The following is a 23323-nucleotide window of genomic DNA, read 5'->3' on the forward strand; positions in this document are numbered from 1 at the left end:
ATTGTTCTTTCTTGCCGCGAACCGCCTCTGCGTGAGGTAGCAACAATGTGTAGTCACGCGGCGGGTAAACTATTGCGATGGTGGTTGGGCGAGTCTAAAAGCAGGCCAGAAGCGCGAGGCTTCTGGTCAATGACGGCCAATTCCGGTCTGAAAGCAATCCATGACTGAAAAACATTCTCATCGCGGGCTTGTTGTAGCCGCGATTATGGCAAGCATGGCCATGATCGCCGTCGAGGCAACGATTGTGTCGACCGCGATGCCGCAGATCGCAGCGCAACTTGGCCAGCTCAATCTTTATTCCTGGGTTTTCTCGTCATTCCTTTTGACCCAGACGGCGACGACGGTGGTGTTTGGCAAACTGGCCGATATCTATGGGCGAAAGCCGGTTCTTGTCGTTGGCATTGCCCTGTTTCTGGTCGCTTCGGTGCTGGCGGGCTTTGCATGGTCGATGCCGTCGATGATTGTTTTCCGGCTGTTGCAGGGCATTGGGGCAGGGGCGATCCAGCCTGCGGCCATGACCGTGGTGGCAGATCTTTTTCCGGGAGCGCAGCGCAGCAAGGTTCAGGGATATCTTGCCAGTGTCTGGGCCTTGTCAGCCGTTGTCGGCCCTTTGCTTGGCAGTCTGATCATTCACAATTTGAGCTGGGCCTGGGTGTTCTGGATCAACGTGCCAGTCGGTATTCTGGCCGCATCCGGCTTTCTCCTTTTCCTGCATGAAGAAAAGCGGTCTAGTCGCGTATCAGTGGATGTGCTTGGCGCGGCACTTTTCGCTGTTTCCATCTCCTCTTTGATGATTGCACTCACGCTCATGGAGAGCGCAGTTTCGCTGGAGGGAATTCTGGCGCTGGCGCTTTTCGGTGTCTCGCTGGTCGCCTTCATCTGGCAGGAACGCCGCGCGAAGGAGCCGATGGTTGCGCCCGATTTGTGGCTGAAGCGTCCTATCGCGTTCTCCAATCTTGCGGTTTTCCTGGCGAGTATGTCGATCATGGGACTGACGACATTCCTGCCGATGTATGTGCAGACGGTTCTCAACCGTTCTCCTGTGGTCGCGGGCTTTGCTCTGACCATGTTGCTGCTGGGCTGGCCGTGCGGAGCGACAATTGCATCGCGACAGTTTACGCGGTTTGGACTGCGCCCAATCATGATTGTGGGCAGCATTTGTATTCCGATCGGAACGTCGTTGCTCGTCATGCTCACCCCATCAAGTTCCGCTACATTGGCAGGAGCCGGTTCCCTCATCATGGGGTTCGGTATGGGACTGCTCAACATCGGGGCACTGATCCTGACACAGGACAGCGTGAGCTGGTCGGAGCGCGGCAGTGCTACGGCATCAAATGTCTTCTCGCGCAATTTGGGCAGTACGCTCGGAGCGACTGTTCTGGGCGCGGTGCTGACCTATGGTCTTGCGAATGCCAATCACGGTGAGGCGATTACATCAGAACAACTTCGCGACCTGCTGAATGGTGCGGAGATGTTGATGGATCAGCAGGCGCTACGGCTTGCGCTTCAAAATGCGCTGCACGCGACCTTTGTGGCGATGATGCTGATCGCGGTCCTGATTGTGCCAATCTGCCTTTGTGTCCCACGGGTCAAAAAGACCTATGAAGAACAAGTGGTGACCTGAGCGCGTACCTTTATCTGCAACTTGGCTCATGTTTAAGTCTCTGACATGATGCCAATGTTGTAACTAAAATGACGCTCTTTGTAGCGATCTCACATTGCCGCTAACGCCTCGAGCAAGACCGTTTCAGTTCCGGTTTTGCCAGATTTGAAGAAGAAGATGATTCGGTCATTGCCTTCGCTGCGGCAAAAGCCCGTTCCGATTCCATTATCGGGTAGGGCGCGAAGTCGTTGCAAGCCAAGGCGCTTTATGACGCCACCAGATGTTTCACCACCGACAACGATAAGCTTGTCGATACCCAGTTCAGAAATGGCTGCAGCGAGCTCCGATATAAGCTTTTCCCCTTTTTCGCTTGCGCCGCGAACGCCCAGCTCTGTCTGGATTTCTTTAACACGGGTATCACTGACCGCAGTTGAAATGAGGTAAGGCTGTTTGCCGTGATGATTTTTTGCCCATTTCATTGCTTTTGACATCATGGCGTCGATATCGCCATCTTTTATCAGGTCAAGAGTCAAAACCGGGTGCTGTTTGGCAAAAACCGCAATCTGTCCATCCGCAATGGGGCCAACTGTTCCAACCAGAACCGCAGCAGTGCCATTGCTTGGTGCCGGTGGCGCAAACGTTACAGCTGGCTTGGGGGCAAAGCGGTCAATTCCTAGCTGAATGAGAACAGCATCGGAGCTGACCATCGTTGGTTGTGCTCGTGCCAGTTCGGCCGCGATCTTGACGTCGCCGTCATCGCTTGCATCGACAACGCAATAGCATTTGCCAGCATTTGCGAGCTCATCAAGATGTGCTTGCGCTGTGTCTTTGCCTTTAAGCAGTATGGAGTGGGGCAAAAGTCCTATCGGTTCTGCTGTCTGTTTTCCGATGAAACGAACCATGTCGGGATCGCTCATTGGCGTGGCGGGGTCATAGCGCTTGACAGATTCAGAGATGAGGCGGCTTCGATAGAAGAGATAGCCTTGATGAACCGTGGCGTTGAACTTGGGAAAGCCGGGGCAGAATAGAAGATTGCTCGGGTTATAGCGTGCGCTCAACAGGTCGGCGGCAGGCCCAACGTTACCCTGTTCCGTTGAATCAAAACTGGCACAGACTTTGTAAATGACTTGATCGCATCCGATTGCATCAAAAGCATCAGCTGCGTGTGTGATCTGTCGTTTTGCTTCATCCGGCTCAGCAAGACGCGTTCTGCCGGCCCATATGACGACAGCTTCGCCTGCACATTCGCGGATAGCTTCGATATCTGTCACGACAGCGGTTCTAATGCCAGCTGTTTCATAGTAAGCAGCGACCATCAACGCGCCTGTCATATCGTCAGCGATGATCCCAAGAGTGCCGTTATTCCCCATTTTTATCCTCGTATCATGCCATGCGTAATTGCGCGTCATAGATAATGAAATTTAATTCCAATTAAGTATCATTTTGATGGACCGCGTCAATTACCGGGATTATGAAGTTAGGCATCATCACAAACTCTTGGCTGCCAACAACGGGGAACAGACGATGCCAACCGATTTTGATCAGAGCCTTACAGCACGTCGCGCAATCGTGGATGCGATGCGTCATATGGAACAGAAGGGCTTCAATCACGGCAGCAGCGGCAATATCAGTATTCGGGAAGGCGAACATATCTGGGTTACGCCGACCGGCGCCACATCGCGTATGAAGCCTGAAGACATGAGTCTTGTTTCGGTGGAAGGCGAGCATCTTGCGGGCAGTGTCCCTTCCAGCGAGTGGCGCATCCATACCGAAATCATGCGCAATCATCCCGAAGCCGGTGCTGTGATCCACTCGCATGCGGATAGCTGTGTTGCATTGTCGTGTCTGCGTAAGCCATTGCCCGCTTTCCATTATATGATTGCTTCATTTGGCGGGAACGAGGTTCCCTGTGCTGATTATCGCGTATTTGGTTCTGATGCTTTGGCTTATGAAATCGTGCGCGCGATGGGCAACCATCGCGCCTGTCTGATGGCAAGCCATGGTATGGTGGTGTGGGGCAGGGATATGACCCATGCAACATTGCTGGCAGAAAAACTCGAGACGTTGGCACGCCAGTACATATTAGCTTGTCAGATTGGCGGTCCGGCGCTCCTGAGCGAAGCTGAGCTGGATGAAGTTCGCGAGCGCTATGGATATTATGGCAGTAAACCGATGCCGCGCTGATGGCTGATAAGAACAGGCCCGAATGAAAATTCGGGCCTGATTTGCATTATGGATCAGGCGCGGGAAGGTCCCGTTTCCTGAAACCGGTCCAGAACATTGCGGGTAATGGTGGTGGTATAGGCGCAGTTGCGCTTGAGGCCCATTACCCATTCACAAAGCCCGGCAGTTACCACTTCACCGTCACCTTGCTTCATGGAAACGAGCATACCCGCACCATGTGCCAGGCGTTTGCGCGCGGCTTCATAGCCATCAGGCGCCATTTCGCAGATGCCTTGCAGATCGCTATCGCGAACATAGTAACGATGTCCCTGACCGTCGAGTTCATATTCGTAGATCGAAGCTGGCGTCATGGCGAGAATTTCGATCTTTTCGGTCGGTACGCCATGCTCTTCTACGGCATAGGGGAAGCCGTTCTTGAATGAATAGTTGAGCCCGTCGACCTCATAACCGAAGATCTGGGCTTCGTGACCAAAGATATCCGCATAACGCAGATGCGTGCCTTCGAAGATCCAATGCTCTGGTTGGTAGACGGTAAGCCCGCGAGAGCCACGGGGAGAGAAACCGCCCCAGCTGCCATACATTCCGTTTTCACCGTTAACACCGACAGTCGAAGCCCCCGGCCAGTTAACCGCGCCACTTGCCCAGTTCGCAGTGCATAGGTGTTTCTGATCGGTTTGCATGATGGGGTCTTGCGTAGGCGCTTTGGTTTTCCAACAAACCTGTGTCTGACCATCATTTTCAAGACGGATCTGCCAGAGGAAGTTGCCGCCAAAGCGCGCGAGATGCCCGCCGCGAGCGACGAAATCCTCGACGGTTTTGCGCATGTCCCATGACCAATATTCATCATGGCCAACAGTGACCAGACAATTGTAATCGTCGAGGATGCCGGGATTATAGTGGAGATCGGTCTGGGTTATATAGTCGATCTGATAGCCCGCTGCCTCAGCCCAGGTCACGAAATAGCGCTCATACTGGGCGTAGCCCGCGGACGAATAATATTGCGAGAACCCCATCGTATAGCCCCATTCTTTGGATGGGTATCGGGTTGCATCGCCCATGTCTTGCCAGACCGGATTACAGACGCGCGCTGCCCCTTGCGGCAACCAGATCATGCCTTTCGACCATGGACGACGCAGGCTCAAAATCGGCGAGCCTTCATTCTTATTCGGACCCCATGTTCCGAAATAGTGGTTCGCGCCGCCCCAGTCATTGTAAGCCATCCAGGTGCCAGTTGCGAACATCAAGAGAATGCGGCCCGAGCGCGTCTTCTTCGTCGGGCGGACCACGACGAAATGATGTTGAACGAAACGCTCGCCATCGGGGCGCATGCATGTCGAGACAACGCGATAGAAGCCCGAGCGCGCATCGTCGGGAATTTTCCAGCTATAAAGAACTGGCCAGTCGCAGCCGTCTATATAGGCCGTTTCTGATGTTTTGGTGAAGCTACCAGGAAGGTCGAAAGCCTCGTCCATCATCTGAGGTTCGTGGCCGTCACGATATATCTGGATCGACCATGTTTTGGCTGTGGTGGAACCATGAAACTCGACCGTTTCACCGGGGTCGTAAGACATCTTCTCTGTGTAGACGAAAACTTCGGGCAGAGCAGGGTCTTCACGCGGAAACTGATAGCGATAGTCTGAAAGAAAGTGCTCGTCCGCAAAACCTTTGCGAACCGCCCATGGCTTGATCGCATGTGGCCCCATTTCGGGAAAATTGAACTTGTCGCGGGACATTGTGAGCTTCCTCCTTGAATCAAAAATTCTGATTGCTGTTCAATGCTGAACGATCGGCATCGCCGGGATTGTCTTGTTCGTATTGCTGAAGGCGCTTCAGAAGGGCAGCGCCTCCTTCTATGAGGTCGAGTTGGACGGCGAGGCGTAACGCATAGCTGTCGCGGTTGCTGAGCGCCGTTAAAATGTTCTCGTGCTGGTGGCGTCCGGGATAGCTCGGTTTTGCCGTTGGATAGAGTTCCGAAACAAGTGGGCCGACCCTGATCCAGAGACTTTCAAGCACGTCAATCAGATGTGCCATCCGGCTTTGTTTGTAGAGCGCGAAATGGAAATCCGAATTTATCTGCAGGGCCGCGCGCCAATCTTCCGTGCGCTCGGCTTCGGTCAGATGCTGATGAATGGTTTCCAGTCTGGTGATGGTTTCATCGGATATGTTTGTCAGCGCATGTTCTGCTGCGAGAGGCTCCAGAACGAGCCTCATCGCGCGGATTTCCTTGTACTCAGCCAGCGTTAAACGCCGTACGCGAATATAAAAGCGCGGTTTGATTTCAATCGCGCCTTCGCGTGACAACTGCATGAGCGCTTCGCGAACAGGTGTCTCCGATGTGCCCAGATCCTGAGCCAGTTGACGAACCTTGAACCGCTGATGCGGTTTGAACTGTGCTCGCAGCAGCCCTGATTTGAGCTGCTGGTACACAATGTCTGAAAGGTTGTCCCTTTCGTCGCCCGGCTGTTCGTTCACGCTTTTTCCTTACCGGGTGGAGATTGCCTTGAAAGCGTCGTCCGTCCGGGAAAGTGCGTCGTCGATCACCGCATCCGTGTGTGCGCAGGAAATGAACATGTTGTGCTTGTGGTGCAGGTAAACGCCGCGGTTCAGCGCTTCGCGACAGAAATGTGCGCCAAGCTGTGCATCTGTATCGCCGACAAATTGTACCAGCGGCATTGCGGCAGGTCCGGTTTGCAGCAGCTCAAAACCATGTGCGCGTGCCTGAGCATCAAGACCGGTACGCAGGCGTTCGCCCGCATGTTTCATGCGTGCAGGACCATCAATACGCTTCAGTTCCTTGATGGTGGCAACCGCTGCTGCCATGGATGCACCGGCATACCAAAAGGAACCAGTCATGTAAGCTTGTCCTGCAGATTCACGGAAGCGGTTGGTTCCGGTGACTGCCGCAAGCGAATAACCATTGGCTATTGCCTTGGAATAGGCGGCAAGGTCCGGTTCGACGCCGGTTCCACGCCAGCTTCCACCCAGATCAAGGCGGAAACCGCCACGCACATCATCAAGAATGAGCGCCGCACCCGCCGCATCGCAAAGGGCGCGTGCCGTCTTGGCGAATTCTGTGGAGGGAAGTTCCTGCGGGATGGCAAGGTCGTGCTTGAAGGCGGAGACAATGATCGCAGCCAGATCGCCACCGGCCTGTTTTGCGGCGGCAGTGAGGCTTTCAACGTCGTTGTAAACATAGTGGACGAGGTGAGCACGATCTTCGGCCGTTACGCCGACGAGTGATGGCGTACACCATGGCACAGCACCGTGATAGGCCCCCTTTGCGACCAGAACCTTGCGGCGTTTGGTTGCGCCGCGTGCGATTGTTACGCAGCTGGTCGTGGCGTCGGTGCCGTTCTTCTGCAGCAATGCCCAGTCGGCATGGGGGACTGTTTCAACGAGCAGCTCTGCAAGTTCAACAGCGTGCGCTGTAGGGCCGTTGAGACAATCGCCTGCCTCTATCTGGCTGAGTGCAGCCGCGTCCACCTGCGCATGGCGGTGACCCAGAATGATGGGACCCCAAGCACACATGAAATCAATATAGCTGTTGCCGTTGACATCCGTAACATGCGCGCCTTCGCCTGATGCGAAATACTGCGGATATCCCTCTGGAAGCGACGCTGCGCGCTGATGTCCCCACATGCCGTTAGGGATCACACGTTCTGCGCGTGCACGAAGCTCTGCGTCTGGATTGTGTTCGCTCAGGGTTTGGGCCGAAGTGGAATGCGCAGGCATTGATAGTCTCCCATTTGACGACGCTTTTACGTTCATCACTTCAAATTATGATATATCAAAAATGATCCGTGTCGCGATGATATGTCAAGGGTGATTCCAATAATTGAGATAAATATTGCCGCATCGAGGGGGTTTGGCGTCGCTGGTGAGAGAATTCTGGAATTCTGCAGCATGATCGGAGGGAAATACTAGGTAGAACAGTGCGGAAAAACAGGTTCGGCTATTTTGATCGATAAATTTGATATATCATTATAGACATGGATGCGAAATGCGGGTTAAGCTCTGCCAACAACAAAAACATCAGGGGAAAGCATGGCTAGCCAAAAGAGCACGCCCGATTCCGGGCTGGGTATTAGCATTCAGGGAGTGACTAAAAATTATGGGAGCCACACAGCGGTAGACGGTCTAGATATGGAGATCGCGCCGGGTGAGTTCCTTGCCCTGCTGGGGCCATCGGGTTCCGGCAAATCAACTATCCTGATGATGCTGGCCGGGTTCGAGCGCCCCGACAAAGGGCGTATTCTGTTTGGAAGCAACGATTACACCCGCGTACCTCCGCATAAACGCAATATCGGCATGGTGTTTCAGCATTACACGCTGTTTCCCAATATGACGGTGCTCGATAATGTGGCTTTCCCACTTAAAACAAGGGGGGTGCCAAAAGAAGAACGGCATCGTATTGCCCGCGAGGCACTTGTACGCGTGCGACTTGCCGATTTCGCCAATCGCAGCCCGAAGCAATTGTCGGGTGGGCAGCAGCAGCGTGTTGCGCTGGCTCGCGCTATTGTCTATTCGCCGCGCGTTCTTCTGATGGATGAGCCTTTGTCGGCGCTGGACAAAAATCTGCGTGAAGAAATGCAGATCGAGATCAAGCGCCTTCATGCCGAACTGGGCATGACCATCGTATTCGTCACCCATGATCAGAGTGAAGCGCTGACGATGGCGGATCGCGTTGCTATCCTGCAAGGCGGGCATATCCAGCAAATTGCTAGCGCGCGTGAACTCTACAACCGCCCCGCCAATCTGTTTTCCGCAAGCTTCATCGGTGAAATGAACCTCATCCCGATCGTGTGGGATGGGGCCAAGGCGCAAGCCGCCGACGGGACCGTGGTTTCGATACCATCCGAAAATGTCATGGGTGCCAAATCCGGCAATGCGTTGATGGCCGTTCGTCCGGAACGTCTGGTTCCTGCGGAGCGCGGATTGGAAATCACCGTTCGTGATGTGATATATGCTGGTCCAGACACGGCCATTTTGGGTGCAATGGCTGACGGAACCGAATTGCGCGCAAGACTAGCGAGTGCGGCGGTTCCTGACATTGGTGCAGGACAAAAGCTGCGATTGGGCTTTGCTCCCGAAGCAAGCCTCGTCTATTCCCGTGCGAGCTGAGCCGATGTTGAAAATGTTCTTTGAGCCAGATGGGCGCAAGCTATCGAAAGGCGGAATGCTGCTTCTGCTTTTGCCATTCTTCTCGCTGCTTCTGCTGTTCTTTATCTATCCGCTGGTCAGTCTGCTTGCGTTGTCAGTGACAGAGCCATCGGTTTCATTGGACAACTATCAGCGGGTTTTCTCCAACCCGGTTTATATCAATGTGCTCGGACGCACGGTCTTGATTGCCGCGTTGGTCAGCGTGATCGCGCTGCTGATGGCCTATCCCATTGCTTGGCTGATGGCGCATTCGAGTGGGCCAAAGCTGATCTTCATAACCGCCTGTATCCTGTTGCCATTCTGGTCGTCTGTGCTGGTGCGAACCGCTGCCTGGGCCGTACTTTTGCAGCGTAATGGATTGGTCAATCAAGGTTTGCTGCAACTTGGGTTCATCGATCAGCCGCTGAAACTGCTTTACACCCAAACCGCAGTTCTCATTGCTATGACGCATGTACTCTTGCCGTTTGTGGTTCTGCCAATCTATGGCGCTATTCGTAACGTGCCGCGGGATTATGCGAGAGCTGCTGCCATCCTCGGCGCTGGCCCAATACGAACCTTTTTCGAGGTCATTTTTCCGCTCACCCTGCCGGGAGTTATGGGCGGGATGATCCTTACCTTTCTCACCGCACTTGGCTATTTCATCACGCCTTCGCTGCTTGGTTCGCCAAAAGAAATGATGATTGCGACGCTGATTTCCCAGCAGCTGCGTGAAACACTGGATTGGCCATTCGCAGCAGCACTTGTGGGTATTCTTACACTTCTGGTGATGGCTGTTTCGCTGGTCTTCGGTCGTGTGTTCAAGTTCAACCGGATGATGGGAGGCAATGCATGAACAGCCGCAATTTGCTCCTCAATGCCTATGTCTATCTGGTGCTGTGTTTTCTCGTTGTGCCGATCCTTATCATTCTGCCAATGGCGTTTAGTGAGACGGATTACATCACCTTTCCGCCACGCGGGTTTACGTGGCAATGGTTTGGTGCCTTCTTTCAGTCTGCACAATGGATGAGTGCAACAGCATTCAGTGCGAAGATTGCATTTTTCACCGCGATTTCGAGTGCAATTATTGGGTTATGTGCAAGCTATGCGATTGTGCGCGGCAAGGGTGCGCTCGCGACCATTTTCCAGACTTTGCTCATTGGCCCCATCGTTGTGCCGCATATCGCCTTGGCGATTGCGCTCTATCTGATGTTTCAAAGTGTCGGACTGACAGAGACAACGGCCGGTTACGTTTTTGCACACACGATCATCGCACTGCCCTTCAGTGTGTTTACGATTGTAGCAGCGCTCTCGCAGGTCGATCCCGCTTTGGAAGATGCGGCAATGTGTTGTGGCGCCAATCGCTTTTTGGCCTTTCGCGCCGTGACCTTACCGCTGATATGGCCGAATGTTTTATCGGGCGCGTTGTTTGCCTTCGTCATATCGTTCGATGAGCCGGTAATTTCGTTCTTTCTTGCAGGCGTGCGAGACAAGACCCTGCCGCGCATGATGTTCGATGATATCGAGCAGAATCTGACACCGATTATCCCAGCAATTGCCGTGATGCTCACGCTGCTTTCGATCATCGTTCTGGTGGGGGCTGCAGGACTGCGCGCGCTTGCTACGCGTTCACAGCAGGTCGTGACTGAAGAATAAGAAAATCATAGAAGTGAGGGAAACATGTTCAAGAAAACAACCAGACTACTGATGTGCGCCGGGTTGCTGCTTGCAGCCGGATCGATTGCGGCCAAAGCTGACAGCGTCGTTTATGCGACGACTGGTGGCCAGATGCGCCAGACGCTTGAGAAAGAGTTTTACGGCCCCTTCAAGCAAGAAAGTGGCACGGATGTCGTGCCGTTTGATATTGAGGTACCGGATCAGTGGGCGCGTGTCGAAGCCATGAAGCGCGCCAACAAATATGAGTTTGATATTGTTACGGCAACAGGTCCCGACCTGGTCGACAAAGCCGATCTTCTTTTGACGATTGATTGCTCGAAACTACCGAACGTCGAAGCGAAAGGCGTTGAAGGATCTTGTAAAGAAAAGGGTGTTGCAAGAACGACGGGCGGTATGCTGCTGGCCTATGACACATCCGTTTACAAGGACAAGGTACCTCAGACATGGGCCGACTTCTGGGATGTGAAGACATTTCCGGGGCCGCGCGGATTGCCGGACACCGGTGATCGTGACTGGTGGTTGCCGGCTATCGCACTGATCGCTGATGGCGTGCCGCGCGACAAGATTTTCCCGATGGATCTGGATCGGGCTTATAAAAAGCTCGACGAGATCAAACCGCATATCAGCGTGTGGTGGAAGACTGGCAATCAGGTGGCACAGATCATGCGCGATCAGGAAATCGCCATGACGATGTCCTATTCCGGCAGAGCTTTGAGCGCCATGAATGATGGCGCACCATTTAATGTAAGTTGGAATGATGCAGTGATGGATACAGGCTATTTCGCTATCCTGAAAGATGCACCTAACCCGGAAGGCGCGCTGAAGTTTATCAATTACTTCTACGGTCATGCGGAAGGTCATCCTGCCTTCATCAAGACAGCAAACTACGCGACCCATTCAAAAGAAGGTGTGGCTTTGCTGCCTGAAGCTGAGCAGAAGAATTACGCTACCTCTCCCGAAAACTACAAGTTGCTGCTCGTACCGGATTTCAAGTGGATTGGTGAAAACCGCAACATGCTTCGTGAGCGCTGGCAGAACTGGCTTGCTGAATAAGCAAAGTCCCAATGAAGTGTCAGGCCGGCGCCCGAGTGGCGTCGGCTTTTTGTTTAGATCAATCTGTATACGCTGACGACTTCAGATGTCTGACAAGAGCTGCCCCGCCTTCGATAAGGTCCATGCGGATGGCCATGCGCAGAGCGTAAGAGTCTCGATCACGCAAGGCTGCCAGAACCTGTTCGTGCTGGTGAGGTCCGGCATAAGATGGCACAGCGTTGGGATAGAGTTCCGACAGGATTGGGCCAATACGCATCCAGAGTGCTTCAAGCACATCAATCAGATGCTTCATGCCCGAACGACGATAGATGATGAAATGGAAATCGAAGTTTGTCTGCAATGCTTCAGGCCAGTCTCCGCATTTTTCTGCAGCGATCAGCCTATTATGCAGGTCTTCAAGCTGGAGAATGTCGTCTTCGGTGATATGCGGCAATGCGCGCTCCGCCGCCATAGGTTCAAGTTCCAGGCGCATCGCACGAATCTCTTCGTATTCATTGGCCGAAAGTTTGCGCACACGGATGTAATAGCGCGGCTTGATCTCAATGGCTCCTTCGCGCGAAAGCTGGATCAGTGCTTCCCGGACAGGGGTTTCCGATGTGCCCAATGAACGTGCAAGATCGCGAACCTTGAGCCGCTGCAGCGGAAGAAGTTGCGCCTGCATTAGCTGCGATTTGAGCGTATTGTAAACAGTGTTGGACAACACCTCACCAGATTCCGCCTGAGCTTCGTTGACGTTTGCTTCGTCGGGTTCAGTCAAGCTGCTGTCCGGTTCGTTCACGATATTCATCAATAGGCTCCAATCGCCGGATGCGTCCTTGTCGGGCGGTCGAATATATCAACTCCTTGGCACGACTCAAATGCCCATATGTTTGCATGCCAGAACCATCTGTGCATCAAGCATTGGCACTCCATTGATGATCCTGCACCCTTTAGCCTGAGCCAACTGTAGCAAACGTGTCATCGGCGGGTTGACGATGATGTCGGATATTGTGGTGTTGGAAGAGACGCCTGTCAGATCAAGCGGAAGCTCGTCTTCCTCGGCCATTCCTAGCGAAGTCGTATTGACGATGAGGTCGAAATGGGTGCCATGATCCTGTCCGCTTTGGAATGAGCAGTTTGGATAGGCCGACTGTATATCAGTGGCGAGAGCTGCGGCTTTTGCATTATCGCGATTGGCGATCCACAAGGAACGCACACCAGCCTTTGCAAGAGCAAAACCCACAGCGCGTCCAGCGCCGCCTGCTCCCAGCATCAAAACAGACATGCCGCTAGGTTCGATACCATTGCTGCGCAATCCTTCGATAAAACCGGGGCCATCCAAATTGTCACCAACAAGGCGACCACTTTCCTCCCGACGCACAAAATTGACAGCACCGATTTCTTGCGCCGCTTCGGTTACAGCATCGAGAAGCGGAATGATCGCGATTTTATGCGGGATAGTCACGCCAAAGCCACTTACATTGCCCATTTTGCGGATGGATTTGGTGACTTGCGCAAGATCATCAGGGTGAACATGCAAGGGAACCGCCGCTGCATTTTTACTGGTCTTGTCGAAGTGAGTATTGAAGACGTGGCTTGCCCGCACATGACCGACCGGGTGCGCCAGCACAAAAAGGATTTTGCTCTTGCCGGTAACTTCCATGATTTAGGCCCTCGTCATTTCGCGCGCGATGATGATGCGCTGAATTTGTGACGTGCCCTCATAAAGACGGAAAAGGCGCACATCGCGATAGAAGTGCTCAACGGCATAGTCCTGCATATAACCGGAGCCACCATGTATCTGAACGGCGTGATCGGCGACGCGTCCCACCATTTCGGAACAATAGAGCTTGCAGCTTGCTGCCTTGCGAATGATTGCCGGATCCCGATCATCGAAAGCGCGCGCTGAATCGAGTACCATGCATCGCGCCGCATAGGCCTCAGTGCTCATATCCGCCAGCATGGCCTGGATCATCTGGTGATCCGCAATAGGCTTGCCGAACTGAATACGGCTTTTGGCGAAGCCGACAGCTTCATCAATCAATCGCTCTGCCATGCCCGTGCATACGGAGGAAATATGCAGCCGACCACGGTTGAGAACTTTCATTGCTGTTTTGAAGCCGCGACCTTCCACACCACCAATGATGTTTTCCGCAGGGACGCGAACATTCTCCAGATAGACATCGCAGGTCTGCGTGCCGCGTTGCCCCATCTTATGGTCCGCCTTGCCGACGGTTAGGCCGGGGGAATTTCGGTCAACCAGAAATGCCGTCACGCCGGAAGGCCCAGCTTCGCCAGTTCTGGCCATAAGCGTAAACACACCGGCAATCGGTGCGTTGGTTATGAAGCGCTTTACGCCATTAAGAATGTAAGTATCGTCGTCTTTTACAGCCGTGGTTTTGACTGCGCCTGCATCGGACCCCACATCGGGCTCTGTCAGCGCGAAGGAGCCTATGATTTCTCCACTGGCAAGCCTCGGCAACCAATAGGTTTTCTGGGCTTCGGTGCCGTCAGCGATAATCCCCTGCGACCCGATACCGTTGTTTGTGCCAATGACAGAACGAAATGCCGGAGAGGTATAGCCGAGCTCAAAACCAACGAGAACCTCTTCCTCCATTGTTAGCCCAAGTCCATCATATTCTTCAGGAATTGAGAGGCCGAACAGGCCCATGGCACGCATGTCGTCGATGACATCGGTGGGTATGCTGTTTGTTTCTTCCACCTGCCTTTCGACGGGCATCAGTCGCTCTCTGACGAAGCGTCTGATCGCTTCTAACAGTGATTGAAAAGTCTCCGGGTCGCGGATCATGAAGTGCCCCTTCGCGGGTGATTTCAACAAAGATGAAACACATCGCGTTTTGCAGAAATATCCTATTGCTAAGAGAATGTTTCATAGATTAAAGTTCGAGACAATATAAAATGAAATTAAATTCCATTTGTGGATTGGGCATAATTGGAATGGGTTCAGGGGAAGTTGGGGAGAGGATGACCGAGCTTACCGATGTGGTGATCGAAAGCCGCCCGGCGGCAGGTGTGGCCTTACTGGAAATCAATCGTCCAGAAGCACTCAATGCATTGAATATGGATATCCGCCAAAAACTGTCAGAAGTAGTTGATCGGCTTGCGAGTGATGCGGAAACGCGGGTTATCGTCATTGCGGGAAAAGGTGGAAATTTCGCCGCTGGTTCAGATGTTAAAGTGTTCGCACAGACTGGCGCGGGAGAAATTCTCGCCCAGCGGCTTCATCGTTACTGGGAGAGTCTCAGTCGTTGCCCCAAGCCTTTGATCGCTGCCGTGGAAGGCTATGCGCTGGGCGGTGGTTGTGAGCTTGCAATGCACGCTGATATTATCGTTGCATCAAAAACCGCAAATTTTGGTCAGCCAGAAATTAAGCTCGGATTGATGCCTGGCGCAGGGGGGACGCAACGGCTCTTACGGGCAATAGGCAAATATAAGACCATGCTGCTTGCTCTGACGGGAGAAATGCTTTCGGCAGTGGATGCAGAAAGATATGGTCTTGTCAGTCGATTGACGGACGAAGGGCAGGCGTTGGAAGAGGCGCTAAAGCTCGCCGGAAAAATTGCCCTGATGCCACCGCTTGCAGCCGAACAGATCAAGGAGGCTGTCACTCATGGCGAAGATGCACCTCTTGAAACAGCTCTGAGATTGGAGCGCAAAGCGTTCCAGCTGCTCTTCGACACGGACGACAAGCGGGAAGGTATTGATGCCTTCTTGTCTAAGCGCAAGCCTCAGTTCAAGGGGCGCTAGTATGGCTGCAATGTCGGAGCATTCTGGTCTTATCAATAGAGTTGGTATCGTTGGTGCAGGGGTTATGGGGATCGGTATAGCTGAAACCATGGCCGCCGCTGGTGTGTCTGTTTATATGTTCGACCAGTTTCCGGGAAAAGCTGAGGCTGCAAAGCAGGAGCTGTCAAAGCGTTTGGATAGTCGCGTCGCGCGCGGAAAACTGAACGTAGATAAGGCCGCACACATTCTGGACCGGATCACGCCTGTCGATGCTCTTGGCGATTTGGATGTGGCCGACCTTGTCATAGAAGCTGTGGTTGAAGACATTGGTGTGAAGCGGGAGCTGGTCGCCGCTCTCGAAAAATGCCTCCCGCCTGAAGCAATCATCGCGACAAATACATCGTCTTTGTCGGTAACTGCAATTGCCGGAAAAGCTCAACGTCCACAGCGTATAGCTGGATTTCACTTTTTTAATCCCGTTCCGCTAATGCGGGTTGTGGAAGTGATCAAAGCTGCACTGACTAATGACAGGGTTCTTGATGTTCTAAAAGAGTTAGCTTTGCGGATTGGTCATCGACCAGTTATGGCTTCCGACACACCAGGTTTTATCGTTAACCATGCCGGTCGTGCTTATGGCACGGAAGCGCTTGCAATGATCCGGGAAAATATCGCAGATTTCACCACGATTGATGCAATTCTCAGGGATGCTGCCGGGTTCCGCATGGGGCCTTTTGAACTTCTCGATTTGACGGGACTTGATGTGTCCCATCCCGTCATGGAGGCGATTTTCGGGCAGTATTATCAGGAACCCCGTTATCGCCCTTCGGTTATCACACGGCAGCGCCTTGATGCCGGTCTGCTTGGCCGCAAAAGCGGGCGCGGCTTTTATGATTATTCAGATGATGCCTCTACGGCTGTAGTAAGCGATGGCCCGCGCAGCCTGCCCAAATCGGTGGCGATTATCGGCGATACACCCGACAAGGCGCTGCACAAAGTCGCACAGCAGGCAGGCGTTCCAATCATCAATGATGCAAGTGCGAGCGCGCTGGTTCTGATCGGTTTGATTGGCGATGATCTAACCTCCGCAATTGTGCGGGAAGGTCTGAACTCTGCCAACACCATTGGCTTTGATCCGCTATTTGGCATCGACAGACACCGAACGCTAGTCGCTTCACCGGGAGCAACTGACCTGACGCGGCAACAGGCCCTCGCTTTAGTGCAGTCCGATGGGGGCAAAGCATCGCTGGTTGAAGATACATGCGGAACTGTTTGCCAGCGTGTTCTGGCAATGATTGTGAATATCGCAGCCGACATCGTTCATCAAAACATAGCGTCAGTCGATGACCTCGATGCGGCCGTGCGTTTAGGACTCGGCTATCCATATGGACCGCTTGAATGGGGTGACCGGATCGGAGCCGATATTGTCGTCCGTATTCTGGATCGGATGTTTGGGAGAACCGGCGATCCGCGATACCGCGCTAGCCTGTGGCTGCGCCGCAGGGCAGAACTGAAACTGCCACTGGCAGAATGCAATTAGGGAACCTTTATCATGGCCGAGAAAATTGAACTCAAACCTTCTGCGCCCTGGTATCGGCTCAATGTGACGGAAGATGACTGGCGCGCTGCTAAAGCCGGTGATCTGTTGAAATGGTATAGCCAGATGAAGCTCATCCGGCGCTTTGAGGAAAAAATACTCGACTTTGAAAAAGCAGGGCTGGTTCATGGTCCGGCTCATGCCAGTATCGGGCAGGAAGCTGCGGCAGTGGGCGCCATGTCGATGCTCGGTTCTGATGATCAGATCAATGGTACGCATCGTGCGCACCATCAGGTGCTGACAAAGCTGATCAATGCACAGACGCCATCGGATTTCGATATTCTCCAATCCGATTTTACCGACGACATGAATGATGCCGTCTATCGCTTAATGGCAGAGATTATGGGGCTTAATCCCGGCTATTGCGGTGGTCGTGGCGGCTCCATGCATATGCGCGATGCCGCATCCGGTATTGCAGGCACAAGTGCTATCGTTGGTGGCAATATTCCTCATGCAGCCGGTTATGCACTTGCCGATAAACTGCTTGGCAGAAAGGGCATATCGGTCGCATTCTTTGGCGATGGCGCTTCCTTGCAGGGAGCTACCTATGAAGCGATGAACATCGCTGCACTCTATAGCCTTCCGGTGATTTTCTACGTCGAGAACAATCTCTACGCGGTATCGACTCATATTCAGGATGCCACACGCGAAACCCGCATTGCGTCGCGCGGCCCAATGCTGGGCTTCCCTGGCATTGAGTGCGACGGAATGGATGTTGTCGCTGTTCATCACGCAATGCGCAATGCCTGTCAGATCATCGAGGAAGAAGGCGGCCCGGTCGTTATTGAAGCGCAATGCTATCGCTACCTTCATCAAAGCGGGAGCAAGGCCGGAAGCGATTTCGGCTATCGCACAGGCGAAGAAGAGGAAGAGTGGAAGCGCCGTGATCCAATCGCTCAGGCAGAGCGGCGCCTGAAGGAGCTTGGCATTGTCAGCGATGCAGAGCTTGCCGAGATCGACGTGAAAGTCAGTGCTGCAGTGCAGGCCGCAGGATCTCGCCTGACTGAAACAGCACCCGGTAGCAATGTGCTGCGGATACCTGATGCTCTATGGCCTTCAGCAGAAAGCGTCGATGAAGGCATACTTGGCGACGGGCAGGAGTTTTCGGATGCTCGTTTTAGAGAAATTGAGGACTATTCCGCCGATGAGCTTGTGAAGGTGCGTTTTGCGGCTGCTGCGTCCGATGTGCTTGGTCGGGCAATGGAGAAGGACCCGACAATCATCGTCATGGGTGAGGATGTTCACCGTTTTGCCGGCGGCGTCAGCGGGTTCACCAAGAACGCACTTGAGCTGTTCCCGGGAAGAGTGCTCGCCATGCCGATTGCGGAAAATGGTTTTACGGGTATCGCACTGGGAGCTGCCTTGCGGGGACTGCGCCCGGTTGTAGAAATCATGTTCGGTGACTTCTGCTTTGTTGCTGCTGATCAGATTGCCAATGGTATTTCCAAAGTCCGTCATATGTTCGGCGATGGTTTTCCTGTGCCGATTGTGATGCGCGTTCGCGTGTCGCCGCACACTGGTTACGGCTCCCAGCATTCAGGTGACCCATCGGCACTGTTCGCCATGTTTCCGGGTTGGCGCGTCGTGTCTCCGACCAATGCCTTTGACTATGTCGGTTTGATGAATAGCGCGCTCAAGTCAAACGACCCTGTTGTTGTTATTGAGCATGTTGAGTTTTATCAGCGTGAAAGCCTCGTGCCCAAGGAAGACCGTGATTATTGTATTCCTCTCGGGAAGGCCCGCATCGTGAGATCAGGCTCGGCATGTACGGTGCTTTCGACATCTGTGATGGTACAGGCCTCCGTCAAAGCTGCGGAAGAAGCCGGCATAGATGCCGAGATTATCGACATGCGCAGTCTCGATATGACAAGCATTGATTGGGAGCTGATCGGCCAGTCTATAGCCAAGACCAATCGTGTGGTGATTGCCGAGCAGGTCGCGAGCGGGCTTTCGCTCGGACGGCATTGGGCTGCTGAAATTCAGCGGCGTTTCTTCAACGATCTTGATCATGAAATCCTCCATGTGACCGGCAGTTTGTCGTCACCGGTGGTTTCACTGGTCTTGAACAAGGCGGCTCTCGGGTCATCGGAAAAGGTTCGGGCGGCGCTGGAACAAATCACGCGCAATGCCCGATGAGTTTGAACATAAGAAGAGAAAAATGAGGAACGATATGAAAAATGGGAAAACGGGGCTGAACCGCCTTTTGATGACGAATTTCAAAAGCCTGATGATGGCTGCAACGCTGCTGACTGCGGTTCCCGCAGCCTATGCGCAAAACGCGGATTCCCTTGTGATCGCGCGCAACATGGACATCAACTCGCTCGATCCACACCGCACCTTCTGCGATACTTGCCAGATTTATGACTCTGCCGTTTATGAAGGTCTTTTGTCGCTGGACAAGGACAACAAGGTCATACCGGTACTCGCTGAAAGCTATACAGCGAATGGAGACCAAACTGAATTTACATTCAAGATAAACCCTAAAGCGGTATTCTCGGATGGTTCGAAGGTTGAGGCCAAGGACGTGAAATGGTCTTGGGAGCGCTTGAAGAATGTGAAGGCAAGTCCTTCATTCCTTGCTGATACGATCGCCTCCATTGATACGCCTGATGAAGCAACAGTGGTTGTAAAGACGAAGGCTCCCAATTCCGAGTTCTTCAATGTCGTGGCCTCGCCCTATTTCGGCATCATCAACAGTGCTGTTGCAATTTCGGAAGCCAAGGCTGTAAACGGTGAAGATGCAGCAGAAAAAGACAATGCCGAGGCCTGGTTCCTCGCCAATTCAGCTGGTAGTGGTCCATTCGTTCTGGCTGCTTACGAGCCCAATTCCGAACTTCGTCTGAAACGGAATGAAAAATATTGGGGCCAGGCTCCGAAAGTAGGGGAAGTCGTCATCCGTCAGGTGAAGGATGCAGTTGCACAGGCACAGATGCTTGAAAATGGCTCTGCAGATATTGCCATGCAGATCGATCCGGAAACTGCCAAGACTATCCGTAATCCCGACGTGAAGATCGATTCCATTCACTCCTATAACTTCATCTATATTGCACTTTCACCAGGTGCAAAATCCAACGAAGTGCCGCTGACACCTGAAGTACGCGAGGCAATTTCCACGGCAATCGATCGTGAAACCCTGCTCGATTTCATGCTGGGCGACAAAGGCCAATTGATTGGTGCCGCCATTCCGATTGGCTTCCCAGGCGGGTCTGATCATAAGATACCTGAATACAATCCTGACAAGGCGAAGGAACTGCTTGCAAAGGCAGGACATCCGGATGGCTTTAAGCTTGAGGCGACTTATCCAAACCTCAACGTTTACGGTGTTGATTTCACGCAGATGATGCAAAAGATCCAGCAGGATCTATCCAAGGTAAACATCAAGGTTGAACTGCAGCCTGTTTCTTTTGCAACATGGCGCGAAAAGGTGAATGGTGACGGTACGCCATTGACGGCTGTTTATTATGCGCCTGATTTCTTTGGCACATCACAATATGTCGATGCGTTTGGTCTGGCGAAGGGCAGCCTGTGGGCCAAGCGCGCCGGTGAAGCGCGGGATCCGTCATTTGTGATTGGCGATATTCAGCAGGTCATGGCTGATGCTCTTAAGGCACCTGTCGATCAGGCTGATAAGGTCTGGTTTCAGGCTGGTGAGAAAATGGCTGCTGCCAATGTCATCATTCCGATGCTGAGCCCGGACGTTATTCTGGCTTACAACAGCAAGGTGACTGGCGTTCGTTACTCGGCTTGTTGCAACTTGCCGTTGGCCGAGATTTCAGTCGCCAAATAAGATACCGTACAGCAAACAAAAAAGCCGGAGATTTCTCTCCGGCTTTTTCCATTTCCAAAGTGTTTTAGCGTAAGCGCTGTCCTGACCCCACCTTCCGGATCATCGCTTGATCATTGATGTTCAACCTCGAAAGAGGGCTAGGACATATGTCGATTTCAGAACTTACGCTTAAATCCAAGGATGAGCCGATACGCCGGTTTGAGGTGTTCACAGGCAATGGCCGTCGTCGCGAATGGAGCGACGATCAGAAGGCGCAGATCATTGCGGAGAGTTGCGAGCCTGGCGTCACGGTGTGCTCTGTGGCGCGGCGGCATGGATTGACGCCGCAGCAGTTGTTCACATGGCGACGGCTCGCCCGAAAGCCGCTTGATGTGTTGTCGGTGCCGGAGCAAGCACCAATGTTTGCACCAGCAGTCGTCGTGTCGCCCGAGAATTCGGAACCGAAGAGGGCGCGGCAAGCACGTTTGCCAAGAAGAACTTCTCCGGAGGCGGCCATTGAATTGCGGATTGATGGAGCCTGGCTGCGTATTGCCTCTGGCACCGATGCTGCAACCATTGCCGCCGTCATCCAGGCGTTGAAGGCTCAGTCGTGATTGGCCCGTCCGGTGCGGTAAAAGTGATGATCGCCACCAAGCCTGTCGACTTCCGCAAAGGTGCTGAAGGATTGGCGGCATTGGTAAAGGCCCAGATGGGTGCCGACCCGTTCTCGGGCACGATCTACGTATTCCGGGCCAAACGAACGGACCGGATCAAGCTGATCTTCTGGGACGGCAGCGGCGTGTGCCTGGTCGCCAAGCGGATCGAGGATGGCGAGTTCCATTGGCCTCGAATGCAAGACGGTGTGATGCATCTGACGGCCGCCCAGTTCTCGGCTCTGTTCGAAGGATTGGACTGGAAACGCGTGCATGCGCCGAGCGAAACGCGCACGCCGATAAAGGCCGGATAACGGGCGCGACCAATTGAATCAGAGCCATTCAGCGTCTCGCTCCGAGCGGCAAAATATGCTGTTCTCGATCCATGACGATGACGGCAGACGAGCTTCCGGATGACCTGAACGCGCTGAAAGCAATGGTGCTTTCGCGTGAGGCGGAGAATGCCCGCCTGCGGCAGATCATCAAGGAATTACAGCGTCACCGCTTTGGTCGACGGGCAGAGACGCTTCCAGAGGACCAGCTTCTGCTTGGGCTTGAAGAGGCCGAACAGATCGAGGCTGCCGGGCTGGAAGAGAAGGAACAAGGCTCGACTGCTCTGCGCCAGGCGCAGGTCGCTAAACGGCGTACGAACCGGGGTTCACTGCCAGCGCATCTGCCGCGCGTCGAGATCGTGGTCGATATCGATAACCATGCCTGCCCCTGCTGCCGCAACGACCTGCATCGGATCGGCGAGGATGTCAGCGAGAAGCTCGATCTTGTGCCCGCCCAATTCCGGGTGCTCGTGCTGCGCCGCCCGAAGTATGCCTGCCGGGCCTGTGAAGAAGTCGTTGTCCAGGCTCCGGCCCCGGCAAGGCTGATCGAGGGCGGCATCCCGACAGAGGCAACCGTCGCCCAGGTGCTGGTATCTAAATATGCTGACCACCTGCCGCTGTATCGCCAGGCGCAAATCTACAAGCGTCAGGGCATCGACCTCGACCGTTCGACGCTCGCCGACTGGGTCGGTCGCGCCGCCTGGCATCTACGCCCGGTCCATCAGCGGCTGCTCGATCATCTGAAGTCATCGTCCAAGCTCTTCGCCGACGAGACGACGGCCCCGGTGCTCGATCCGGGACGTGGCAAAACCAAGACCGGCCAGCTTTGGGCTTATGCACGAGATGACCGGCCGTGGCAGGGCGATGACCCGCCCGGTGTCACCTATGTCTATGCGCCAGATCGCAAAGGCGAACGACCGATGGCCCATCTCGACGGCTTCGTCGGCATCCTGCAGGTAGACGGCTACAGTGGATATCGCCCGCTCGCGGCAAAGAACACCGTGTCGCTGGCCTTCTGCTGGTCCCACGTTCGACGCCGCTTCTATGAGCTTGCTGCCGCTGGTCCGGCACCCATCGCCAGCGAGGCGCTGCGACGCATCGGCGAACTTTACAGGATCGAAGAAGAGATACGTGGCCGGCCCCACGAGGAGCGTCGTGTCGCCCGTCAGGAAAAAAGTCGTCCGATTACCGACAGCCTCGCTCCCTGGCTGCGTGAACAACTCGGCTACATCAGCCAGAAGACAAAACTCGCCGAAGCAATCCGCTATGCCTTGTCACGCTGGGACGGCTTGACCCGCTTCATCGACGATGGCCGGATCGAGATCGATTCCAACGTCGTCGAACGGTCAATCAGGCCAATTGCCCTCAATCGCAAAAATGCGCTATTTGCCGGTTCTGACGCCGGGGCCGAACACTGGGCGACTATCGCCTCGCTCATCGAGACGGCAAAGCTCAACAATGTCGAGCCACTGGCCTATCTCTCAGACGTCCTCACCAAGATCGTCAACAATCATCCAAATAGCCAGATCGACGACCTGCTGCCTTGGGCCTATGCCGCAACGCACGATCTCAAAGCCGTGGCCTGAAAACAGCGCTTAC

The 23323-nt window shown here is 53.9% G+C and carries 20 protein-coding genes; 13 read left to right on the top strand and 7 right to left on the bottom strand.

What is annotated here, in order from left to right; translation table 11 throughout:
- Positions 1 to 160 precede the first annotated feature (160 nt).
- On the top strand, positions 161 to 1624 hold the full coding sequence (locus ACTJKP_RS15740; protein ID WP_138783551.1) for an MDR family MFS transporter: 1464 nt from the start codon (positions 161 to 163) through the stop codon (positions 1622 to 1624).
- Positions 1625 to 1713: 89 nt separating this feature from the next.
- Here ACTJKP_RS15740 and ACTJKP_RS15745 read toward each other — a convergent pair whose 3' ends face one another.
- Positions 1714 to 2934, bottom strand: a complete 1221-nt coding sequence (locus tag ACTJKP_RS15745; RefSeq protein ID WP_440631337.1) for a four-carbon acid sugar kinase family protein — start codon at positions 2932 to 2934, stop codon at positions 1714 to 1716.
- Between the two features lie 193 nt (positions 2935 to 3127).
- Here ACTJKP_RS15745 and ACTJKP_RS15750 point away from each other — a divergent pair, with 193 nt between their 5' ends.
- On the top strand, positions 3128 to 3787 hold the full coding sequence (locus ACTJKP_RS15750) for a class II aldolase/adducin family protein (protein ID WP_440631338.1): 660 nt from the start codon (positions 3128 to 3130) through the stop codon (positions 3785 to 3787).
- Positions 3788 to 3840: 53 nt separating this feature from the next.
- Here ACTJKP_RS15750 and ACTJKP_RS15755 read toward each other — a convergent pair whose 3' ends face one another.
- Genes ACTJKP_RS15755 through ACTJKP_RS15765 form a run of 3 tightly spaced genes read right to left on the bottom strand, consistent with a single transcriptional unit; the run spans position 3841 to position 7519 of the window.
- Positions 3841 to 5520 (bottom strand): N,N-dimethylformamidase beta subunit family domain-containing protein, encoded by a 1680-nt coding sequence (locus tag ACTJKP_RS15755; protein ID WP_440631319.1) that lies wholly within the window; start codon positions 5518 to 5520, stop codon positions 3841 to 3843.
- 19 nt (positions 5521 to 5539) lie between these two features.
- Positions 5540 to 6259 carry a GntR family transcriptional regulator gene (locus tag ACTJKP_RS15760; protein WP_440631320.1) on the bottom strand — a complete coding sequence of 240 codons (720 nt, stop codon included), beginning with the start codon at positions 6257 to 6259 and terminating at the stop codon, positions 5540 to 5542.
- 9 nt (positions 6260 to 6268) lie between these two features.
- The gene (locus ACTJKP_RS15765; protein ID WP_440631321.1) at positions 6269 to 7519 is read right to left on the bottom strand and encodes an aminotransferase class III-fold pyridoxal phosphate-dependent enzyme; all 1251 of its coding nucleotides are present in this window, start codon (positions 7517 to 7519) and stop codon (positions 6269 to 6271) included.
- Positions 7520 to 7831: 312 nt separating this feature from the next.
- Here ACTJKP_RS15765 and ACTJKP_RS15770 point away from each other — a divergent pair, with 312 nt between their 5' ends.
- Genes ACTJKP_RS15770 through ACTJKP_RS15785 form a run of 4 tightly spaced genes read left to right on the top strand, consistent with a single transcriptional unit; the run spans position 7832 to position 11653 of the window.
- Positions 7832 to 8908: an ABC transporter ATP-binding protein gene (locus tag ACTJKP_RS15770; RefSeq protein WP_440631322.1), complete on the top strand. Its 1077-nt coding sequence runs from the start codon at positions 7832 to 7834 to the stop codon at positions 8906 to 8908.
- Between the two features lie 4 nt (positions 8909 to 8912).
- A complete protein-coding gene (locus ACTJKP_RS15775; RefSeq protein WP_440631323.1) occupies positions 8913 to 9779 on the top strand; it encodes an ABC transporter permease in 867 nt (288 codons plus the stop codon).
- Complete coding sequence (locus ACTJKP_RS15780; RefSeq protein WP_078338903.1) at positions 9776 to 10579, top strand: ABC transporter permease; 804 nt, start codon at positions 9776 to 9778, stop codon at positions 10577 to 10579. The genes ACTJKP_RS15775 and ACTJKP_RS15780 overlap by 4 nt, the downstream gene beginning before the upstream one ends.
- 24 nt (positions 10580 to 10603) lie before the next feature.
- The gene (locus ACTJKP_RS15785) at positions 10604 to 11653 is read left to right on the top strand and encodes an extracellular solute-binding protein (protein WP_440631324.1); all 1050 of its coding nucleotides are present in this window, start codon (positions 10604 to 10606) and stop codon (positions 11651 to 11653) included.
- 58 nt (positions 11654 to 11711) lie between these two features.
- On the opposite strand, the gene ACTJKP_RS15790 is transcribed toward ACTJKP_RS15785, so the two are convergent.
- From ACTJKP_RS15790 to ACTJKP_RS15800, 3 genes are all read right to left on the bottom strand, one after another.
- Positions 11712 to 12440 (bottom strand): GntR family transcriptional regulator, encoded by a 729-nt coding sequence (locus ACTJKP_RS15790; protein ID WP_440631325.1) that lies wholly within the window; start codon positions 12438 to 12440, stop codon positions 11712 to 11714.
- Between the two features lie 66 nt (positions 12441 to 12506).
- Entirely contained in the window at positions 12507 to 13295 is a 789-nt protein-coding gene (locus tag ACTJKP_RS15795; RefSeq protein WP_440631326.1) for a shikimate dehydrogenase family protein, read from the bottom strand.
- 3 nt (positions 13296 to 13298) lie between these two features.
- Positions 13299 to 14441: an acyl-CoA dehydrogenase family protein gene (locus ACTJKP_RS15800; protein WP_440631327.1), complete on the bottom strand. Its 1143-nt coding sequence runs from the start codon at positions 14439 to 14441 to the stop codon at positions 13299 to 13301.
- 110 nt (positions 14442 to 14551) lie between these two features.
- Between ACTJKP_RS15800 and ACTJKP_RS15805 the strand changes: the two genes are divergently transcribed.
- The 7 genes from ACTJKP_RS15805 to tnpC all read left to right on the top strand — a co-directional run bounded on the left by ACTJKP_RS15805 (position 14552) and on the right by tnpC (position 23310).
- A complete protein-coding gene (locus tag ACTJKP_RS15805; RefSeq protein WP_440631328.1) occupies positions 14552 to 15400 on the top strand; it encodes an enoyl-CoA hydratase-related protein in 849 nt (282 codons plus the stop codon).
- A gap of 1 nt (position 15401) precedes the next feature.
- Entirely contained in the window at positions 15402 to 16916 is a 1515-nt protein-coding gene (locus tag ACTJKP_RS15810; protein ID WP_440631329.1) for a 3-hydroxyacyl-CoA dehydrogenase, read from the top strand.
- A gap of 12 nt (positions 16917 to 16928) precedes the next feature.
- On the top strand, positions 16929 to 19109 hold the full coding sequence (locus ACTJKP_RS15815; protein WP_440631330.1) for a dehydrogenase E1 component subunit alpha/beta: 2181 nt from the start codon (positions 16929 to 16931) through the stop codon (positions 19107 to 19109).
- 91 nt (positions 19110 to 19200) lie between these two features.
- Positions 19201 to 20760, top strand: coding sequence for an ABC transporter substrate-binding protein (locus tag ACTJKP_RS15820; RefSeq protein WP_440631339.1), 1560 nt, complete (start codon positions 19201 to 19203; stop codon positions 20758 to 20760).
- A gap of 146 nt (positions 20761 to 20906) precedes the next feature.
- Entirely contained in the window at positions 20907 to 21353 is a 447-nt protein-coding gene (gene tnpA / locus ACTJKP_RS15825) for an IS66-like element accessory protein TnpA (RefSeq protein WP_181375986.1), read from the top strand.
- Positions 21350 to 21706 (top strand): IS66 family insertion sequence element accessory protein TnpB, encoded by a 357-nt coding sequence (gene tnpB, locus ACTJKP_RS15830; RefSeq protein WP_109366349.1) that lies wholly within the window; start codon positions 21350 to 21352, stop codon positions 21704 to 21706. The genes tnpA and tnpB overlap by 4 nt, the downstream gene beginning before the upstream one ends.
- Before the next feature lie 71 nt (positions 21707 to 21777).
- Positions 21778 to 23310 (top strand): IS66 family transposase, encoded by a 1533-nt coding sequence (tnpC, locus tag ACTJKP_RS15835; RefSeq protein WP_121539677.1) that lies wholly within the window; start codon positions 21778 to 21780, stop codon positions 23308 to 23310.
- Positions 23311 to 23323: the final 13 nt, after the last annotated feature.

The organism is Brucella sp. 22210 (genome assembly GCF_052045675.1).
In the GTDB taxonomy this organism is placed as follows: Bacteria; Pseudomonadota; Alphaproteobacteria; order Rhizobiales; family Rhizobiaceae; genus Brucella.

Excerpts from the sequence above, each read along its gene's own strand:
- ACTJKP_RS15740 (WP_138783551.1), top strand. The coding sequence starts at position 161 with ATGACTGAAAAACATTCTCATCGCGGGCTTGTTGTAGCCGCGATTATG.
- ACTJKP_RS15745 (WP_440631337.1), bottom strand. The coding sequence starts at position 2,934 with ATGACAGGCGCGTTGATGGTCGCTGCTTACTATGAAACAGCTGGCATT.
- ACTJKP_RS15750 (WP_440631338.1), top strand. The coding sequence starts at position 3,128 with ATGCCAACCGATTTTGATCAGAGCCTTACAGCACGTCGCGCAATCGTG.
- ACTJKP_RS15755 (WP_440631319.1), bottom strand. The coding sequence starts at position 5,520 with ATGTCCCGCGACAAGTTCAATTTTCCCGAAATGGGGCCACATGCGATC.
- ACTJKP_RS15765 (WP_440631321.1), bottom strand. The coding sequence starts at position 7,519 with ATGCCTGCGCATTCCACTTCGGCCCAAACCCTGAGCGAACACAATCCA.
- ACTJKP_RS15770 (WP_440631322.1), top strand. The coding sequence starts at position 7,832 with ATGGCTAGCCAAAAGAGCACGCCCGATTCCGGGCTGGGTATTAGCATT.
- ACTJKP_RS15775 (WP_440631323.1), top strand. The coding sequence starts at position 8,913 with ATGTTGAAAATGTTCTTTGAGCCAGATGGGCGCAAGCTATCGAAAGGC.
- ACTJKP_RS15780 (WP_078338903.1), top strand. The coding sequence starts at position 9,776 with ATGAACAGCCGCAATTTGCTCCTCAATGCCTATGTCTATCTGGTGCTG.
- ACTJKP_RS15785 (WP_440631324.1), top strand. The coding sequence starts at position 10,604 with ATGTTCAAGAAAACAACCAGACTACTGATGTGCGCCGGGTTGCTGCTT.
- ACTJKP_RS15790 (WP_440631325.1), bottom strand. The coding sequence starts at position 12,440 with ATGAATATCGTGAACGAACCGGACAGCAGCTTGACTGAACCCGACGAA.
- ACTJKP_RS15795 (WP_440631326.1), bottom strand. The coding sequence starts at position 13,295 with ATGGAAGTTACCGGCAAGAGCAAAATCCTTTTTGTGCTGGCGCACCCG.
- ACTJKP_RS15800 (WP_440631327.1), bottom strand. The coding sequence starts at position 14,441 with ATGATCCGCGACCCGGAGACTTTTCAATCACTGTTAGAAGCGATCAGA.
- ACTJKP_RS15805 (WP_440631328.1), top strand. The coding sequence starts at position 14,552 with ATGAAATTAAATTCCATTTGTGGATTGGGCATAATTGGAATGGGTTCA.
- ACTJKP_RS15810 (WP_440631329.1), top strand. The coding sequence starts at position 15,402 with ATGGCTGCAATGTCGGAGCATTCTGGTCTTATCAATAGAGTTGGTATC.
- ACTJKP_RS15815 (WP_440631330.1), top strand. The coding sequence starts at position 16,929 with ATGGCCGAGAAAATTGAACTCAAACCTTCTGCGCCCTGGTATCGGCTC.
- ACTJKP_RS15820 (WP_440631339.1), top strand. The coding sequence starts at position 19,201 with ATGATGGCTGCAACGCTGCTGACTGCGGTTCCCGCAGCCTATGCGCAA.
- tnpA (WP_181375986.1), top strand. The coding sequence starts at position 20,907 with ATGTCGATTTCAGAACTTACGCTTAAATCCAAGGATGAGCCGATACGC.
- tnpC (WP_121539677.1), top strand. The coding sequence starts at position 21,778 with ATGACGATGACGGCAGACGAGCTTCCGGATGACCTGAACGCGCTGAAA.